The sequence below is a fragment of the Pseudomonas cistanchae genome (assembly GCF_054483635.1).
This window is the reverse complement of record NZ_JBTLWN010000006.1, coordinates 55,061-72,223: the sequence shown is the minus strand read 5'-3', so window position 1 is coordinate 72,223 and position 17,163 is coordinate 55,061. Positions and strand designations below refer to the sequence as shown.

18 protein-coding genes are annotated in these 17,163 nt (G+C 63.6%); 10 read left to right on the top strand and 8 right to left on the bottom strand.

From position 1 onward, the window contains the following. Window positions 1-83: 83 nt before the first annotated feature. Both ACX0MV_RS16660 and ACX0MV_RS16655 read right to left on the bottom strand, forming a co-directional pair. Complete coding sequence (locus tag ACX0MV_RS16660) at window positions 84-830, bottom strand: LytR/AlgR family response regulator transcription factor (RefSeq protein ID WP_458983638.1); 747 nt, start codon at window positions 828-830, stop codon at window positions 84-86. Beyond that, on the bottom strand, window positions 827-1,909 hold the full coding sequence (locus ACX0MV_RS16655; protein WP_458983637.1) for a sensor histidine kinase: 1,083 nt from the start codon (window positions 1,907-1,909) through the stop codon (window positions 827-829). Before ACX0MV_RS16655 ends, ACX0MV_RS16660 begins: the two co-directional genes overlap by 4 nt. A 286-nt stretch (window positions 1,910-2,195) precedes the next feature. Here ACX0MV_RS16655 and argH point away from each other — a divergent pair, with 286 nt between their 5' ends. The 5 genes from argH (at window position 2,196) to ACX0MV_RS16630 (ending at window position 8,227) form a co-directional block, all read left to right on the top strand. Next, complete coding sequence (gene argH, locus ACX0MV_RS16650; protein WP_458983636.1) at window positions 2,196-3,590, top strand: argininosuccinate lyase; 1,395 nt, start codon at window positions 2,196-2,198, stop codon at window positions 3,588-3,590. A 67-nt stretch (window positions 3,591-3,657) separates the two neighbouring features. Then, window positions 3,658-4,482, top strand: coding sequence for a substrate-binding periplasmic protein (locus ACX0MV_RS16645; protein ID WP_458983635.1), 825 nt, complete (start codon window positions 3,658-3,660; stop codon window positions 4,480-4,482). Between the two features lie 80 nt (window positions 4,483-4,562). Next, window positions 4,563-4,841 (top strand): hypothetical protein, encoded by a 279-nt coding sequence (locus tag ACX0MV_RS16640; protein WP_458983634.1) that lies wholly within the window; start codon window positions 4,563-4,565, stop codon window positions 4,839-4,841. A 142-nt stretch (window positions 4,842-4,983) separates the two neighbouring features. Further along, window positions 4,984-5,229, top strand: a complete 246-nt coding sequence (locus ACX0MV_RS16635) for a TIGR02647 family protein (protein WP_458983633.1) — start codon at window positions 4,984-4,986, stop codon at window positions 5,227-5,229. A 145-nt stretch (window positions 5,230-5,374) separates the two neighbouring features. After that, window positions 5,375-8,227, top strand: coding sequence for a class I adenylate cyclase (locus tag ACX0MV_RS16630; protein WP_458983632.1), 2,853 nt, complete (start codon window positions 5,375-5,377; stop codon window positions 8,225-8,227). A gap of 18 nt (window positions 8,228-8,245) precedes the next feature. On the opposite strand, the gene ACX0MV_RS16625 is transcribed toward ACX0MV_RS16630, so the two are convergent. From ACX0MV_RS16625 to ACX0MV_RS16600, 6 genes are all read right to left on the bottom strand, one after another. Beyond that, window positions 8,246-9,721 carry a diguanylate cyclase domain-containing protein gene (locus ACX0MV_RS16625; protein ID WP_458983631.1) on the bottom strand — a complete coding sequence of 492 codons (1,476 nt, stop codon included), beginning with the start codon at window positions 9,719-9,721 and terminating at the stop codon, window positions 8,246-8,248. Between the two features lie 130 nt (window positions 9,722-9,851). Beyond that, window positions 9,852-10,652 (bottom strand): lipase family protein, encoded by an 801-nt coding sequence (locus tag ACX0MV_RS16620; protein WP_458983630.1) that lies wholly within the window; start codon window positions 10,650-10,652, stop codon window positions 9,852-9,854. A gap of 90 nt (window positions 10,653-10,742) precedes the next feature. Then, window positions 10,743-11,150 (bottom strand): nucleoside diphosphate kinase regulator, encoded by a 408-nt coding sequence (gene rnk, locus ACX0MV_RS16615; protein ID WP_458983629.1) that lies wholly within the window; start codon window positions 11,148-11,150, stop codon window positions 10,743-10,745. A 122-nt stretch (window positions 11,151-11,272) separates the two neighbouring features. Then, complete coding sequence (locus tag ACX0MV_RS16610) at window positions 11,273-11,476, bottom strand: DUF1289 domain-containing protein (RefSeq protein ID WP_458983896.1); 204 nt, start codon at window positions 11,474-11,476, stop codon at window positions 11,273-11,275. After that, on the bottom strand, window positions 11,460-11,792 hold the full coding sequence (gene cyaY, locus ACX0MV_RS16605; RefSeq protein ID WP_458983628.1) for an iron donor protein CyaY: 333 nt from the start codon (window positions 11,790-11,792) through the stop codon (window positions 11,460-11,462). The genes ACX0MV_RS16610 and cyaY overlap by 17 nt, the downstream gene beginning before the upstream one ends. Before the next feature lie 143 nt (window positions 11,793-11,935). After that, window positions 11,936-13,000, bottom strand: coding sequence for an AraC family transcriptional regulator (locus tag ACX0MV_RS16600; protein ID WP_458983627.1), 1,065 nt, complete (start codon window positions 12,998-13,000; stop codon window positions 11,936-11,938). A gap of 138 nt (window positions 13,001-13,138) precedes the next feature. Here ACX0MV_RS16600 and lptM point away from each other — a divergent pair, with 138 nt between their 5' ends. The 5 genes from lptM to xerC all read left to right on the top strand — a co-directional run bounded on the left by lptM (window position 13,139) and on the right by xerC (window position 17,157). Beyond that, window positions 13,139-13,264: an LPS translocon maturation chaperone LptM gene (gene lptM, locus ACX0MV_RS16595; RefSeq protein ID WP_458983626.1), complete on the top strand. Its 126-nt coding sequence runs from the start codon at window positions 13,139-13,141 to the stop codon at window positions 13,262-13,264. Between the two features lie 9 nt (window positions 13,265-13,273). Continuing rightward, a complete protein-coding gene (gene lysA, locus ACX0MV_RS16590) occupies window positions 13,274-14,521 on the top strand; it encodes a diaminopimelate decarboxylase (protein ID WP_458983625.1) in 1,248 nt (415 codons plus the stop codon). Between the two features lie 10 nt (window positions 14,522-14,531). Then, window positions 14,532-15,362: a diaminopimelate epimerase gene (dapF, locus tag ACX0MV_RS16585; protein ID WP_458983624.1), complete on the top strand. Its 831-nt coding sequence runs from the start codon at window positions 14,532-14,534 to the stop codon at window positions 15,360-15,362. Then, complete coding sequence (locus ACX0MV_RS16580; protein WP_458983623.1) at window positions 15,359-16,057, top strand: DUF484 family protein; 699 nt, start codon at window positions 15,359-15,361, stop codon at window positions 16,055-16,057. The genes dapF and ACX0MV_RS16580 overlap by 4 nt, the downstream gene beginning before the upstream one ends. Before the next feature lie 203 nt (window positions 16,058-16,260). Continuing rightward, window positions 16,261-17,157, top strand: coding sequence for a tyrosine recombinase XerC (gene xerC / locus ACX0MV_RS16575; protein ID WP_458983622.1), 897 nt, complete (start codon window positions 16,261-16,263; stop codon window positions 17,155-17,157). Window positions 17,158-17,163 lie beyond the last annotated feature (6 nt).

Below are 17,163 nucleotides of genomic sequence, written 5' to 3'. Positions count from 1 at the left end.
ACAGGGTCACCCGCCGCGGGCCTCAAGCTGCAAGACCTGGAAAGTCACCCTGCCCCGTCGCAATCTTCGCGTGTCGCCAGCTGTTACAGGTGATGCATCAACTTGCGCACGCCCGCGACGTGCCGGCGGCTGACGATCAATGCATCGCCATTGAAGCCCTTGAGAAACAGCTGGAAGTGGCCCAACGGCGTGCGCTGCAGGCGCTCGATGCGCTCGCGGGAAACCAGCGCATTACGGTGGATGCGCACGAAGCGATCACCAAATTCGTCTTCCAACGCCTTCAGCGGCTCATCCAGCAATACCTCACCGCCGGCGTGGCGCAGGGTCACGTACTTATGGTCGGCAATGAAATAGATCACCTGATCCAGCGGGATCAGTTCGATGCCCTTACGGGTACGCGCACTGATGTGGCTGCGCGGACCTGCGCCGCTATCCGCAGCCGGCCGGGTCAGGGCGGCGAGCTGTACACGATTGGGGCGTTCGGCTTTTTTCAGCGCCTCGCTGAGGCTTTCGGAGCGAACCGGTTTGACCAGATAACCCACGGCGCTGACCTGAAACGCTTCCAGGGCAAATTCATCGTGGGCGGTGCAGAAAATCACGGCCGGGGGCGCATCGCGCTCGCAGAGTTTGGCGGCAACCTGCAGACCATCCATACCCGGCATGCGGATATCGAGCAGGACGACATCGGGTTTGAGGCTATCGATCAGTACAAGCGCTTCTTCGCCGTTGCTCGCAGCGGGTTCGAGCACACGGTAGCCATCGAGGTCGCCAACCATTCGGCTTAGGCGCTCACGGGCCAAGGGTTCGTCATCGACGATGAGGACATTCATATTGTTCTGGCTTCCTGCGTGAGTCTCGCACAAGGATAGCGTAGACAGGTGAAGTGGCGGCCGTCACGGCGCTCTACGCTGAGACTGGCGCGCGGCCCGAAAAGTGCCGTTAAACGGGCATCAATATTTGCCAGGGCCTGATGGGTGCCGCGCGAGGGCTGCGGCTCAGCATGATCGGTATAGGGGTTGCTCACACACAACTGAAACACTCCATCGACATAGGTTGCGTCTATACGCACCAGGCCACCCTCGATGCGCGGTTGGATGCCATAGATCAGGGCATTCTCCAGCAGCGGTTGCAGCGTTAGCTGAGGAATCGGCAAATCCTCCGGGACACCGTCAACCTCCCACTGCAACTGTAGACGCTCACCAAGGCGATAGTGTTCGATCGATAAATAACGTTTCGCCAGTTCCAACTCATCGCTCCACGACACCAGGCTGCCGGGCTTCGCCAGGCTGGCGCGAAACAGATCGGAAAGATCGAGCACCGCCTGCTCGGCCTTGTAGGGGTCGATCACCACCAGACTGGCGATGCTGTTCAGGCTGTTGAACAGAAAATGCGGGCGAATGCGCGCCTGCAGCGATTCGATGCGCGCACGCAACTCAGCCTGCTCCTGACGACGCCATTGGCTTTGCAGGTAGAAATAACGCAGCAGCAACGCCGACATGATCAAGCTGATCAGCGCGTGCCGCAGGTACAGGTTGACCTCGCCCAGACGCGGCAGGGTTCCACCGAGTTCGTAATAGTCCGCCACCAGGGTGCAGGCCATGGTCAGGCCGACCACGATCAGACAGCACAGGGTGCCCGCCGAGGCCGCGCGCATCCGCGCCATGAACGGCCGCAGGCGGCAGAGCAGAGCGGCCGACAGCAACACGATCCACTGCACGAAGAGCGACGTCAGGGCCAGGCGCACCCAGTCGAACCCTGGCAGCATGGGTTCGGACAGCACCAGCACTAGCACCAGCAACTCGGCCAGCAACACCATGCTCAGCAACGCTTCGGGTTGGCACAGTTCGGGAACGAAGAAATCGTCGCCTGGGGTGATGGCAGGTGCTGCGATCAGACTTTTTATATTCATCGCTGCAGTTTCCCCGTGGCCCGTGCCAGCGGCAAGGCAGACCGCTCCAGCCGGGCAAAATAAAGCGCCGAAATGCCGCCAGGACGAGCAAACTGTGATGGGCGCAACATTGCCCAGATACAGCCAGGCTGGCGGCTGGCGAACCGAGCGGGCGATTTTGCCCGTCAGCCTGCTATTATCGGCCGACTTTTTCCGCCTTGCCGGTCGTCCCGGGCGCTGAACAGCCATAGAGCCGCTCAAGCCTGCTTTCGACCCGCCTGTTTTAGCGCATCAGCCGAGCGAAATCATGAGCACCGAGAAAACCAACCAATCCTGGGGTGGCCGCTTCAGCGAGCCGGTCGACGCCTTCGTGGCCCGTTTCACCGCCTCCGTCGAGTTCGACAAGCGCCTGTATCGCCACGACATCATGGGCTCGATCGCCCACGCCACCATGCTGGCCAAGGTCGGCGTACTGAGCGACGCCGAGCGCGATGCGATCATCGACGGTCTGACGCAGATTCAACGTGAGATCGAAGCCGGCCAGTTCGACTGGCGCGTCGATCTGGAAGACGTGCACATGAACATCGAAGCGCGTCTCACCGACCGCATCGGCGTCACCGGCAAGAAGCTGCACACCGGCCGTAGCCGCAACGACCAAGTGGCCACCGATATCCGCCTGTGGCTGCGTGACGAGATCGACCTGATCCTGGCCGAGATCACCCGTCTGCAGCAGGGTTTGCTGGAGCAGGCCGAGCGGGAAGCCGAGACCATCATGCCCGGCTTCACCCACCTGCAAACCGCTCAGCCAGTCACCTTCGGCCATCACCTGCTGGCCTGGTTCGAAATGCTCAGCCGCGACTACGAACGCCTGGTGGATTGCCGCAAGCGCACCAATCGCATGCCCCTGGGCTCGGCGGCGCTGGCCGGCACCACCTACCCGATTCAGCGCGAAGTCACTGCTCAGTTGCTGGGTTTCGACGCCGTTGGCGGCAACTCGCTGGATGGCGTGTCGGATCGCGACTTCGCCATCGAATTCTGCGCCGCCGCCTCGATTGCCATGATGCACCTGTCGCGCTTCTCCGAAGAGCTGGTGCTGTGGACCTCCGCGCAGTTCCAGTTCATTGACCTGCCGGATCGCTTCTGCACCGGTTCATCGATCATGCCGCAGAAGAAAAACCCCGACGTGCCCGAGCTGGTGCGCGGCAAGAGCGGTCGCGTGTTCGGCGCGCTGATGGGCCTGCTGACCCTGATGAAAGGCCAGCCACTGGCCTACAACAAGGACAACCAGGAAGACAAGGAGCCGCTGTTCGACGCCGCCGACACCCTGCGCGACTCGCTGCGCGCCTTTGCCGACATGATCCCGGCAATCAAACCCAAACATACGATCATGCGCGAAGCGGCGCTGCGCGGTTTCTCCACCGCCACCGATCTGGCCGACTACCTGGTGCGCAAGGGCCTGCCGTTCCGTGACTGCCACGAGATCGTCGGCCATGCGGTGAAATACGGCGTCGAGTCCGGCAAGGACCTGGCCGAGATGAGCCTGGAAGAACTGCGCCAGTTCAGCGAGCAGATCGAACAGGACGTCTTCGCCGTACTGACCCTGGAAGGCTCGGTCAACGCCCGCGACCACATCGGCGGCACCGCGCCGAATCAGGTGCGCGCCGCGGTAAAGCGCGGCCAGGCATTGCTGGCTGGTCGTTAAGCACGTTGCGACGGGACGGCTGTTCATTCGTCTGCGGCCGCCCTCCCGCCTCTTGCTGAACGTGCCCATGCGCTCGATTTTCCTGCTGCTCTGCCTGCTGGCCAGCACCTCGCTGCTGGCAGCAGCGCCCTGCCCGCAACCGTTGCGCGTCGGCATATCGTCGATCGGCTACAGCTACTACGTGCAGGCCGATGGCACGCCGGCAGGTTCGGCGTTTGACTTCTATGCCGAACTCAGCCAGCGCAGCGGCTGCACCTTCGAGCTGTCGCCACTGCCGCGGGTACGCGCCTGGCACGACGCGGAGCTGCGCCAGCTGGACATCATCTCGCCAACCATCCGCACTGCCGAACGCGACAAGCACGGCTACTTCATCGAGTATTTTCGCAACCGCAACGACCTGATCGTGCACCGCAACCTCAGCCCGCGCATACACAACATCGAGCAGTTGCTCGCCGACCCGACGCTGAAAATCGGTCTGGTTCGCGGCCACGCCAATGGTGCCTATTTCGACCGTCGCCTGCAGGCGCTGGCGTCCAGCCCACGCATCGAGCTGTCCACCGAACCGCGCAACATCTTCCTCAAACTGCAGGCCGGACGCATCCAGGCGACGCTGATGACTGCGGGCCTGTATCAGAAGGAACTGGATGATCTGGCGATGAACAATCAGGTGCGGATCATTGAGGTTCCGGAGTCCGACGGTTTCGCCGTCGGCCTGTACCTGTCGCGCATGACGCTGGAGCAGCCGACCATCGACTGGCTGCACCAGCACATCGGCGCCATGATCGCCGACGGCAGCCTGCGCAGGCTGCTCAACCGCCGTCACGGCAAGGCGCTAACCGAGCGCTTCTACCCCCCTCAAACGCTGAACCCTGCGGCCGCCTCGCCAGGTTAATCTGAGCGGCGGCTGTGCTAGGGTCGGCCAACCGGCAACGCCGTAACCCGCAACCCGCAACCCGCAACCCAGGACCGACCATGCACGAGCAGGATGAAGACACCGACGAAACCTTTGCCGAAGGCGTACTGATCGAGGCCATCGAAAACCAGCTCGCCAGCGGCGAACCTGCGGCGGCCCAGGCCACCCTGAACAAACTGACCTTGGTCGGTTACGAGCGCGACGAGATCCTGCAGCTGATGGCGATGGTCCTGGCCGATGAAATCCAGGCCATGCTGGATGACCAGCGGCCATTCGATAACGCCCGCTACGAGGCTCTGTTGCGCGCATTACCGTCGCTACCCGACGAGGCAGAATGAACCCAGCCCCGACCTTGGTCGTTGAAAGCAGCACAAGCGCCGATGGCTCGCTACACTGCAAACAGCCCTGATCCGATCGATCACACCGGCTACGCCAATCGGGCGCCCAGCGCCCATCCTTCGCCAAGAACCCGGAGCACCTATGTCATTTACCCCTGAGTTGGTTGCTGAACTGGAACTTCTTTCCCTCTACAACCTGGCCAATACCAAGGAAGGTCTCAAGGTTCACCAGGTTGCCGCGCCCGAGGCCATCGCGGCAGCCAAGCGCCTGCATGAAAAAGGTGTGATCACCCAGGCCGATGGCGGCTACCTGACCAGCCTCGGCATCGACGCCGCCGAGCATGCCCAGAGTCTGCTGACGATCCTCACGGTCAGCGAAACAGCCTGACCGGCAAAATCGCCTGCGTCGCCACTCAAGTGACGGCCGACGCGGGCGATACAAGGCTATCAGCCAGGCGGCATTGCAGCGCTGCCCTGAACGTCCTGACACAGCCCCCTCCGCCTGACCGTTGTTTGCCGCGCCGAGCCCCAGCATGAGCCGTACCCAGGAAATTCGTCCCAATATCGATGAGGGCATCGACCGCAAGGTGCTGACCCAACTGCGGGCGCGTTTCCTGACGATTAATCAAGGTCGCCTGCAACGCGCCATGCAGGCGCTGTCGACACGTCAGCAACTGGTGCTGCGTCTGCTGCCGCTGCTGTTTCATGTCAATCACCCGCTGCTGCCGGGCTACGTGTCCGGTCTGGCGCCCGCGGGTCTGAGCGGCTTCGAGCCGGATGACGATCTACTCGCCGAAGCCCAGCGTCTGACCCGCTCCTTCGTCTACAAGGCCCGCCACGGCAAGCCGGTGCTGCCGATCCACGGCCTGTTCCTGATGGGCAGCCTCGGCACCCTGGCCCAGGATGAGCAAAGCGACATGGATGTCTGGGTATGTCACGCGCCCGATCTCGGCGCCCAGGCCCTCGCCGAGCTGCGCAAAAAATGCGACTTGCTGGAGTTATGGGCCGCGACGCTGGGCGCCGAGGCGCACTTCTTTCTGATCGACCCCAGCCGTTTCACCGTTGGCGATCGTGAAGCGCAGCTGACCTCCGATGACTGTGGCACCACCCAGCATTATCTGCTGCTCGACGAGTTCTATCGCACGGCGATCTGGCTGGCCGGGCGTACTCCGCTGTGGTGGCTGGTACCGGTGTACGAGGAGCAGCGCTACCAGCACTACACCGAAACCTTGCTGAACAAGCGCTTTATCCGCGCCGACGATGTGCTCGACCTCGGTCATCTGGCGCAAATCCCGCCAAGCGAATTCATCGGCGCCGGCATGTGGCAGCTGTTCAAGGGCATCGAGTCGCCCTACAAATCGGTGCTCAAGCTGTTGCTCACCGAGGTCTACGCCAGCGAACACCCGAACGTCGAATGCCTGTCGCTGCGCTTCAAGCAGACGGTGTTCGAGGGCTGCGTCGATCTGGACGAACTCGACCCCTACATCGTCGTGTACCGGCGTCTCGAGGAGTACCTGATCGCCCGCGGCGAGACCGAGCGCCTGGAACTGATCCGCCGCTGCCTGTATCTGAAGATCGGCAAGAAGCTCAGCCGTCCGCCGCGCAACCGCAGCAAAAGCTGGCAACGCCTGCTGCTGGAACGGCTGACCGCCGACTGGCGCTGGGACCAACGGCAACTGGCGATGCTCGACAGCCGCAGCCAGTGGAAGGTGCGTCAGGTCAGCGCAGAACGCCGCGCACTGGTCAACGAGCTGACCTACAGCTATCGCTTCCTGTCGCAGTTCGCCCGCACCGAGCAGGCCGGCAGCTCGCTTAACAGTCGCGACCTGGGCGTGCTGGGCCGGCGCCTGTATGCCGCATTCGAGCGCAAGGCCGGCAAGATCGAATTCATCAACCCCGGCATTGCCCCGGACATCGCCGAAGACACCCTGACCCTGGTGCAGTGCCCAAGCCCCGAAGCGCCGCATGAAACCCAGTGGGCGCTGTTCAACGGCAGCCTGAACGCCCAGGAGTGGCAGGATTTTGCACCGCTCAAGCGCGCCCGCGAGCTGATCGAGCTACTTGCCTGGTGCCACCGCAACGGCGTGATCGACAGCAGCACTCGTCTGTCGCTGCACCCGGGCGGCAGCGACCTCAGCGAGTTCGAGCTGTCCAATCTGCTTGGCAGTCTGCAGCAGGCCATACCGCTGCCTTTGCCGCCGGTTGCCGAAGCCGCGCTGCTGCACCCGAGCACGCCAAGCGAAGTGCTGCTGCTGGTCAACGTGGGCATCGACCCGCTCAAGCAACACAGCCAGATGAACGTGCACATGACCACCGACCGTATCGATGCGCTGGGCTACTCGGGGGTGCGGGAGAACCTGATCCTGACCGTCGACCAGGTCAGCCTGAACAGTTGGAACGAGTTGCTGATCAGCCGCTACGACGGCCCTTACGCGCTGCTCGACTGCCTGCGCGACTTTCTCAACAGTCTGCCGCTGGCCGGCCGCAAACCCAACCTGCGGGTGCGCTGCTTCTGCCGCAACCGCGCCACGGCGATAGCCGAGCGCGTGGAAGAGCTGTTTCGCGACACCCTGAGCAACTTCGGCAACGCCCAGCGCAACCGCTATCTGCTACAGATCAAACATCACTACCACGTGCTCGAATTGACGCCCGGCCAGGTCAGCCACACGGCCCTGCACAATCTGCCAGCGCTGCTCGAACACCTGGGCACGGACCAGCCGCAGTTCAGCATGCTGCACCTGGACCGCAACGCGCTCGACGGCGACGACCTGGCGCTGATCCTGCCCCTTGGCCGGCCCGGCTGCATTCAAGTGTTCTATCGACTGAACGAGGCCACTGGCACTGCCGAGCTGACCATTCTGGACGAGCACAATGCGCTGTGGCGCCAGCAGTTGCCGTTCCATGACGAACACAGTTTGCTGACGCCGTTGCAGCGCTTCATCCAGTCGCTGTTATACCGGCGCAATGCCCTGTTGCCGCTCGATAGCGCGCAGCCGCTGGCGCTCGAGGTGCTTTATTACGAAGTGCTGCCGCAACCGCCATCGCGGGCGCAGCGCCTGGAGCGTCGGTCGCCGCCGCAGTCGTCGGTGAACTACCCGTTTTACGACGTGCAGGCGATCGTCGAGCCGGCCGGCGGCAAGCAGGTACATGTCACGCTCTACTGCAACCACCGGGAGTTTTCCGAGCTGGAATATGGTGGCGACCTGTACGCCGCCGTGGCGGAACACATCCTCGCCCAGCGCCGCGAAGGCGAGCGCTATCCGTGCTACATCACCGACCTGGATCTGTCGGCAGTGCTTGCCGAGGGTCAGGCGCAGACCATTCACTACCTGCGCCACAAGGCACGCCTGGAAGAGGCCCTGAACACCGCGTTGCAGAAAGCCTAGGGCCAGTCTGCTCTGGCGCTACTGCGCGTTGCCGTCGGTAGCCGTATGAAATCGCCAGCGATTCTTGCCGGTCTGCTTGGCCTGGTACATGGCGCTGTCGGCGATTTTCAGCAAGCCCTGCTCGTCCTGCGCGTCGCGCGGGAAAAGCGCAATGCCGATGCTGGCAGAAACCCTGTACTGCGCCTCGCACAGGACTACCGGCGCGCTGGCGGCGTCCACCAGCTTTTGCGCGACAACGCCCGCTTGCTGATCGTTTTCCAGCTGATTGGCAATCACCACGAACTCGTCACCACCGAGCCGGGCGACCAGATCGCTGGCACGCATGCAGTGGCGAAAGCGCGCGGCAAGCTCCTGCAACAGCGCATCGCCAGCGTCATGGCCGAGGCTGTCGTTGATCCCCTTGAAGCCGTCCAGATCGATAAACAACACGGCAAACGGCCGCGCGTAGCGGCGCGATGCCTGAATGGCGGTTCCCATCATTTCGTTGAACAGCATGCGGTTGGGCAAACCGGTCAGGCCGTCGTGGGTCGCCAGGTACTGAATGCGCTCCTCGGCCAGGCGCCGTTCGGTGATTTCCCGGGTGACGCCGCGATAGCCGATATAACTGCCGCAGCGGTCGAACACCGGGCCGCCGCTGAAGCTGGCAACGTACTCGGGCCGACCGTCCAGCTGCAGCTTCATGACCAGATCGTGGAAGGGCTGATGGCGCGCGAGCAAGCTGCGGTAGGCGTCCCAACCGCCTTCCATTTCAACGATGAAACCCACCTCCCAGGGCGCGCGATTGAGCAGCACGCCATCGTTCAAGCCACGGTTGCGGTTGCCAGTGGCCAGGCGAATGAACCGGTAATCGACATCCTGCTCCCAGTACCAGTCCGATGAGAGCTCGGTCAGGCTGCGGAAGCGCGCTTCGCTGTCCTCCAGCTCGGCTCTTTTATGCTCGATCCGCCTGCGCAGCTTGCCGACGAACACGCCGACACCGACGAAGCGCGCGAGGCACAGCACCAGCACGAGAAACAGCAGCAGCCGCCCAGGCCAGGCTTCGAGCGGAAACGCGATCAGGTTTCCGGCGCCCATGATCGGTACCGCCGAGAGAGCGGCAGCTACGCCGACCAAATACCGAAAATGGCGCAGATTCAGGGAAATCAGGCCGTAGGCGAATACCTGAAAGATATTGATCAGAAAGAACACGCCCACCGTAGGCGCGAGCCACAAGCCGAGGCACTGATTGGCGACGGCCACCAGCATCAACGGAAAGGACATCGTCGGGTCGGCAAAGCGGCCCGAATAGCCGCTGGTCGTCAGCCAATAGCCGGCGGCAACGCTGCCAAGTCCGATCGTCAGATACACCAACGGGAGGAACGCGCCGATGCCGTCAAGGACCGCCAGTGCAGCCAGCAGCACGCCATCGAGAAGCCAGCTCAGGGCGATCAGGCGATGCAGACGCAGTTGCTCCGCAATGGCAGCTGCGCGGCGGTCGTCGCTCTGCTCAGGCATTTGAATCCCCTATTGTTCTGCCCATCCTGTCGACGGCGGCTGCCGGACGTTTATCAGGATTGAGGCGAAGAAACAACACGGGCCGCGGCCGGCAGGAGCGCGTCTGCGCGGCTGCGCGGAGAGCGGCGTCTCAGCCGCGCATCGGCGTCTGGGGGTTCTCCAGCGCATACAGGTAGCAATCGGCCAGGCTGTGATTGGCGCCGATCCCGTTGTAACTGGCGGTGAAGGTCACTGGCAGGCCCAGGTGCTGATACAGCCAGACATCCGTGACTGCGGGCGGCACCTCGGGTACTACGTCGCTGTCATTGACCACCCGGTAGGTCGGCACCTGCAGGCCGTTGTAATGCCCTGCGAAATCCGGCGCGGCCAGACGCGGGCTGGCGAAGTTGTAATGCTGCAACGGCAGGTCCGGCCAGCGCTCGCGTATATCCAGCACCGCCAGACTCGACAAGGTGCAGCCCAGGCTGTGACCGCAGACCCACAGCGGCCCACTCGGCTGCAGGCCATCGACCTCATGCAACGCCAGATCGCGCAGCGAGGTGTACAGCTTGAGGAAGCCGTCATGGACCTTGCCCAACCCTGCCTGCCAGGGATAGTCGCGCTGATCGACGTCAAGATCGTCCAGCCAGTCCTGCACCGTGTCGGTGCCGCGAAACACCAGGTAGACCTCGCCTTGGGGGTCACGCGCGGCGAACCCGAACGGCTCCGACTCGTTGAGAAAATGCAGTTCGCTGAGGATGCTCCACACCGGAGCAGAAAAACGCCAGCCGGGCATGGTTGGCGCCTGCCACTGGAAATCCTGCGGGCGCCGCGGCCGATGCTGGGCCAGCCACTGCCCGTACTGAGCGTAGGCGGCGCTGACCAGCTGGGCACAGAGCAGCGCCTGCGACAGGGAAAAACCTTGGGGGAAGTACAGGGGTAAGCTGGGCATACGGGCCTCCTTGCCGAAACGAACTGCCTCTACTCTAGACCAGATCTAGACCAGAACCTCTCGAGCGGAACGCTGCCGACGCATCTCGGCTCAGCGGCTGTATTCGCCAGCGGCTTCAGGCTGGTATTCCACCGCCAGCAGCGTCAACTGCAGCACCTTGCCGCCTGGCGCGGCCCAGTCGATATGCTGACCGACGCTGAGCCCGAGCAGCGCGCTGCCGACTGGCGCGAGAATGGATACACAACCTTCCGCGCCCGCATCCTGCGGGTAGACCAGGGTCAGGTGGTAATCCTTGCCGCTGCTTTCTTCGCGGCAATGCACCCGCGAATTCATGGTCACCACGCCGGCCGGCACCTGGTCATGACCGACGACTTCGGCGCGGTCCAGCTCGGCCTGCAACGCGACGGCACCAGGGCTGAAATCGCTCAGGCTGTCGAGCAACCGCTCCAGGCGCTGCAGGTCGAGTCGGGTGATGGTGATCGGTGGGGTACTGGTCATGGTGAAAGCAGCGCTCCTTGGAATATAGGGTCAAAAAAAACAAAACCCCACCAATGAGGCGGGGTTTTTTCAGTTGTTGGCCCGACCGTATCACAGCCGATCAAATAAACAAGACCGTCTGGTCAGACGCGCTGCTGCAGGCGATCCTGGGCCGCCTGGCAAATCCCGCGACGGCGTTGACTGTCAGCCTTGCCCCACTCGAGGATTTCCTGCAGCGAGCGACCGCAGCCGAGGCACACCTCATGGTCGTCCAGGCAGCATTGACGTCGGCACGGCGAGCTGACTTCGTCCGAAGTCGCGCTGACCTTGTCAGAGCTCTTCGAAATCAAGGTCAGCGCCCGCTTGTTCCAAGGTGATGCGCGCCAGCATTTCGCCCAGTTGTTCGTCACTGCTGTCGCAGATCCAGCGCTCGCTGGCCTGGTCGTAATCGAAGTGGAAGCCACCGGAACGGGCCGCCAGCCACAGCTGACGGATCGGCTCCTGACGGCTGAAGATCAGTTGCGAACCGTTCTCGAAACGCACGGTGAGCACGCCGGCGGAGTTTTCCAGATCGAGGTCGAGGTCGCTGTCATCGAAAATATCTTCTACCGCCTGCTGGGTAGCATCAACCAGGTCGTGAAAGCGGGCTTCGGTCAAACTCATTACGGGTTCCTCAAGATTCTCAGCGACAGCCACAACCGGTGGTGGAGGCGCCGCGCAGAGCAAACGGCCAATCATCCGGCGCGGCGAAAGAGCCGAAGTGTACATGAGCATTCCACCGGCGCGCCGCCGGACAGGCCATCAGGTCAAGCTGAATCGTCGGGCGCGGTGACCTGCCCGGCCAGGCGTCGGCGGTATTCGCCAGGACTCTGCCCCGTCCAGCGGCGAAACGCGCGCGCCAGTGAGCCCGGTTCGCCGAAGCCGACCAGAAAGGCAATCTCGGCCAGTTCCAGTGCGGGATCGCGCAGGTAGTGCAGCACCAATTGCTGGCGGGTCTCGTCCACCAGCTGGTTGAAGGACAGGCCGGCCTCGCGCAACCGCCGCTGCAGGGTACGCGGGCTGAGGGCCAGCCTCGCGGCAATCTGCTGCAGGTCGGCGCCGGTCTCCGGCAGTTGCCGCGCCAGCTCCACACGCGCGCGATCAAGCACGCTGTGACCCTGCTTGATTTCGCCAAGCAGCCGGTCGGCGTAACCGTCGAGCATTCGCCGCACCTGTGCATCGGCCTGACCGAGCGGCAGCGCCAGCAGCCGTTTGGGAAATACCAGGGCGTTATCCGCCTGACCGAACAGCACCGGGCAGCGAAAGATCCGTTGATGCTCGCGAACATCGACCGGGGCCGCATGCTGAAAGCGCACCTCGGTCGGCGCGATATTCTGCCCGCTGATCCACTGGCCGAACGTCACCCAGCCGGCCAGGGTTTCTTCGCTGAGTTGACGCTGCTGTTGCGGCAACAGTGGTTGCCAGCTGTGCGCCACCTGCGCCTCCATGCCGGGCCTGGCCGGCTCGTCAGCCAGGTCGACCTGGCCGAGATTGCCAACCAGAGCGGCATAACGTGCCTGCCGGTGCAGCGCGTCGGCGAGGGTCGCGCAGCTCATGATCAGGTAACCGAGAACGCCGTAGTACCCCGGCCGTACGGACTCGCCGAGGTGCAGGCCGAGGTTGTCGTCGTCGCACAGACGCACGCCCTGGCCGAGCAGGTCGAGGTACAGGCTGGCGGCGATGCGCTGATCCCGCTGGGCAAGCAATTGCGGGCTGAGCGGCACCCGGCGCAGCAACGCATCGGTGTCGACGCCATGGCGCGCCAGGTAGTCCAGCAGACCCTGCAGATAGGCAACCGAGACCGAGCTGGCAAGTGGCGCGGGATTATCCATCCGGGCTCCGTCGAACTGACCGTTGATGGCTGAAAGATACAGGCAAAGCCCCGCCGGACGGGAATCCTGGCGCATAGGCAAGCCGTCGGGGGGTCGGTATACTCCGGCGCAATCATGCTTTTTTACAAGGATTCCACCATGAAGCGGCTGTTTACTGCCCTTATCGCGCTTGTCGCCGTCAGCACCCTACTCGCCGGATGCGGCCAGAAAGGCCCGCTGTACCTTCCGGAAGAAAGCAAGCCCGCGCCTGCGCAAGCCGAATAAGGACAGCTCATGAACGCCTTCAACTACCGCGACGGCGCGCTGTTCGCGGAAGGCGTGGCCTTGTCCGCCATCGCCCAGCGCTTCGGCACGCCGACCTACGTCTACTCGCGCGCCCACATCGAAGCGCAGTACCGCGCCTACGCCGATGCCCTGCAGGGCATGCCGCATCTGGTCTGTTTTGCGGTCAAAGCCAACTCCAACATCGGCGTACTGAACGTGCTGGCGCGCTTGGGTGCCGGTTTCGACATCGTTTCCCGGGGTGAACTGGAGCGCGTATTGGCCGCCGGTGGCGAGCCGGGCAAGATCGTCTTCTCCGGTGTCGGCAAGACCCGTGACGACATGCGCCGCGCGCTGGAAGTGGGCGTGCACTGTTTCAACGTCGAATCCACCGACGAACTGGAACGCCTGCAGATGGTCGCCGCCGAGCTGGGCAAGACTGCGGCGATATCGCTGCGGGTCAACCCGGATGTCGACGCAGGTACCCACCCGTATATCTCCACCGGGCTGAAAGAAAACAAGTTCGGCATCGCCATCGCCGACGCGCCGGCGGTCTATGCCCGCGCTGCCGAGCTGGCAAACCTTGAAGTGGTCGGGGTCGATTGCCACATCGGTTCGCAACTGACCACGCTGCCGCCGTTTCTCGATGCCCTTGACCGCTTGCTGGCCTTGATCGACGACCTCGCCGAACGCGGCATCCGCATCAAGCACCTGGACCTGGGCGGCGGCCTCGGCGTGCAGTACCGCGACGAACAACCGCCCTTAGCGGGCGACTATATTCAGGCCGTGCGCGAGCGCATTGCCGGGCGCGACCTGGCCCTGGTGTTCGAGCCGGGCCGCTCCATCGTTGCCAATGCCGGCGTGCTGCTGACTCAGGTCGAATACCTCAAGCACACCGAGCACAAGGATTTTGCCATCGTCGACGCGGCAATGAACGACCTGATCCGCCCGGCGCTCTATCAGGCGTGGATGGACGTGGTAGCCGTGCAGCCGCGTGACAGCGCACCGCGCCACTACGACATCGTCGGGCCGATCTGCGAGACCGGCGATTTTCTCGCCAAGGATCGCCCACTGGCCCTGGCCGAAGGCGACCTGCTGGCGATTCGCTCGGCCGGCGCCTACGGCTTCGTCATGAGTTCCAACTACAACACCCGCGGCCGCGCCGCCGAGGTGATGGTGGATGGCGAACAGGCCTTCGAGGTGCGCAGCCGCGAAACGCTCAGCGAACTCTTTGCGGGCGAAAGCCGTCTGCCAGCATAAGGGCACCCCGATGCTATTGCGCTTTACCAAAATGCACGGCCTCGGCAACGACTTCATGGTCCTCGACCTGGTCAGCCAGCACGCGCACATCCAGCCGAAAAACGCCAAGCAGTGGGGCGATCGCCACACCGGCGTCGGCTTCGACCAACTGCTGCTGGTCGAGCCGCCGAGCAACCCGGATGTGGATTTCCGCTACCGCATCTTCAATGCCGACGGCTCGGAAGTGGAACAGTGCGGCAACGGCGCACGCTGCTTCGCCCGCTTCGTGCTGGACAAGCGCCTGACGGTGAAGAAGCAGATCCGCGTGGAAACCAAGGGCGGCATCATCGAACTAGACGTGCGCTCCGATGGCCAGGTGCGGGTCAACATGGGCGCGCCCCGTCTCGCCCCAGCGCAGATCCCGTTCCAGGCCGAGCAGCAGGCGCTGAGCTATGCCGTCGAGGTCGACGGACAAACGGTCGAGCTGGCCGCTGTTTCCATGGGCAACCCACACGCGGTGCTGCGCGTCGATGATGTCGACCGAGCCCCCGTGCAGACACTGGGACCGAAGCTTGAGCACCATCCGCGCTTCCCCCAGCGGGTCAATGTCGGCTTCCTGCAGATCCTCGACCGCCAGCGCGCCAAGTTGCGCGTGTGGGAGCGCGGCGCCGGAGAAACCCAGGCCTGCGGCACCGGCGCCTGTGCAGCGGCGGTGGCGGCCATCAGCCAGGGCTGGATGGATTCGCCAGTCCAGCTGGAGCTGCCTGGGGGCAAGCTGACCATCGAGTGGGCAGGTGCCGATCAGCCCGTTATGATGACCGGGCCCGCGACGCGTGTGTACGAAGGACAGGTTCGCCTATGACTGACCAGCAGGATTCGCCCAAGCCACTCGACTCGGCCACGGTTGCCGCCTACCTGCGCCTGCACCCGGAATTCTTCATCGATCACGACGAATTGATCCCCGAGCTGCGTATCCCGCACCAGCGCGGCGATACGGTGTCGCTGGTGGAGCGCCAGGTAAAATTGCTGCGCGAGCGCAATATCGAGATGCGCCACCGCCTGTCGCAGCTGATGGACGTCGCCCGCGACAATGACCGCCTGTTCGACAAGACCCGCCGCCTGGTCCTCGACCTGCTCGATGCCAGCAGCCTGGAAGAAGTGGTCAGCTGTGTTGAAGACAGCCTGCGCCGCGAATTCCAGGTGCCCTTCGTCAGTCTTATCCTGTTCAGCGAAGCACCCATGCCGGTTGGCCGCTCGGTCAGCAGTGCCGAGGCTCACCAGGCCATCGGCGGCCTGCTCGCGGGCGGCAAGACCATCTGTGGCGTGTTGCGCGAGCATGAGCTGAGCTTCCTGTTTGGCGAGAGCGAAGGTCAGCAGGTTGGCTCGGCTGCCGTGGTCGCTCTGTCCTATCAGGGCTTGCACGGTGTACTGGCCATCGGCAGCGCCGACCCGCAGCACTACAAAAGCTCCCTGGGTACGCTGTTCCTTGGCTATATCGCCGAAGTGCTGGCCCGCGTGCTGCCGCGTTTCGCCACGCCACTGCGTTCGGTCAGATAGCCGTACGCCAGTGGCAGGTGCAGCAGGCCGTTGAAAAACCTAGGCGGGCATCCGAACCTGTTTTAACGACGGATCGGCAACGCAGGTAGTTATTCAACAGCCTGGTAGTGTGGATGACGGCTTTTTCATCCACCAGCGACCCGATGGAAACACCTCGCGGTTTTCCATCCTACGCGTTACCGAGCCTAGCGCCGGGAGCTTCCATGCAAGACCAACTGGACGCCTACCTCGAACACTTGCGCAGCGAGCGCCAGGTGTCTGCACACACGCTGGATGGCTACCGCCGTGACCTGGCCAAGCTGCTGGCCTATTGCGAGCGCGAACAGGTGACGCAGTGGCCTGCACTCGATACCCAACGCCTGCGCCGCCTGATTGCCCGCCTCAACCTCGAAGGCCAGTCCAGCCGCAGCCTGGCGCGCCTGCTGTCGGCGACACGCGGTTTTTATCGCTACCTGATCCGTGAAGGCCTGTGCCAACACGACCCCGCCAGCGGCCTGGCGCCGCCGAAAGGTGAGCGGCGACTGCCGAAAACCCTGGATGCCGACCGCACCGCGCAATTGCTCGACGGCGCCCTGGAGGACGATTTCATCGCCCGGCGCGATCAAGCCATGCTCGAGCTCTTCTATTCATCAGGGCTGCGTCTGTCCGAACTGGTTGGCATGGACCTCGACGGCCTCGACCTGGCGGCCGGCCTGGTGCGCGTGCGCGGCAAGGGCAACAAGACTCGCGACCTGCCGGTCGGGCGCATGGCACGCCTGGCGCTGGAGCAGTGGTTGCCGCTACGTGCCCTGGCAAACCCTGCCGATGGTGCGGTATTCATCAGCCAGCAGGGCCGCCGCATCGGCCCGCGTGCGGTGCAGCTGCGGGTACGCCAGGCTGGCGTGCGCGAGCTCGGCCAGAACCTGCATCCGCACATGCTACGTCACTCCTTCGCCAGCCATATGCTCGAATCGTCCCAGGATCTGCGCGCGGTACAGGAGTTGCTCGGCCATGCCGATATCGCCACCACGCAGATCTATACCCACCTGGATTTTCAGCACCTGGCGACGGTGTACGACAGCGCCCACCCGCGGGCGAAACGCAAAGGCAGTAGCGAATGAGCGATT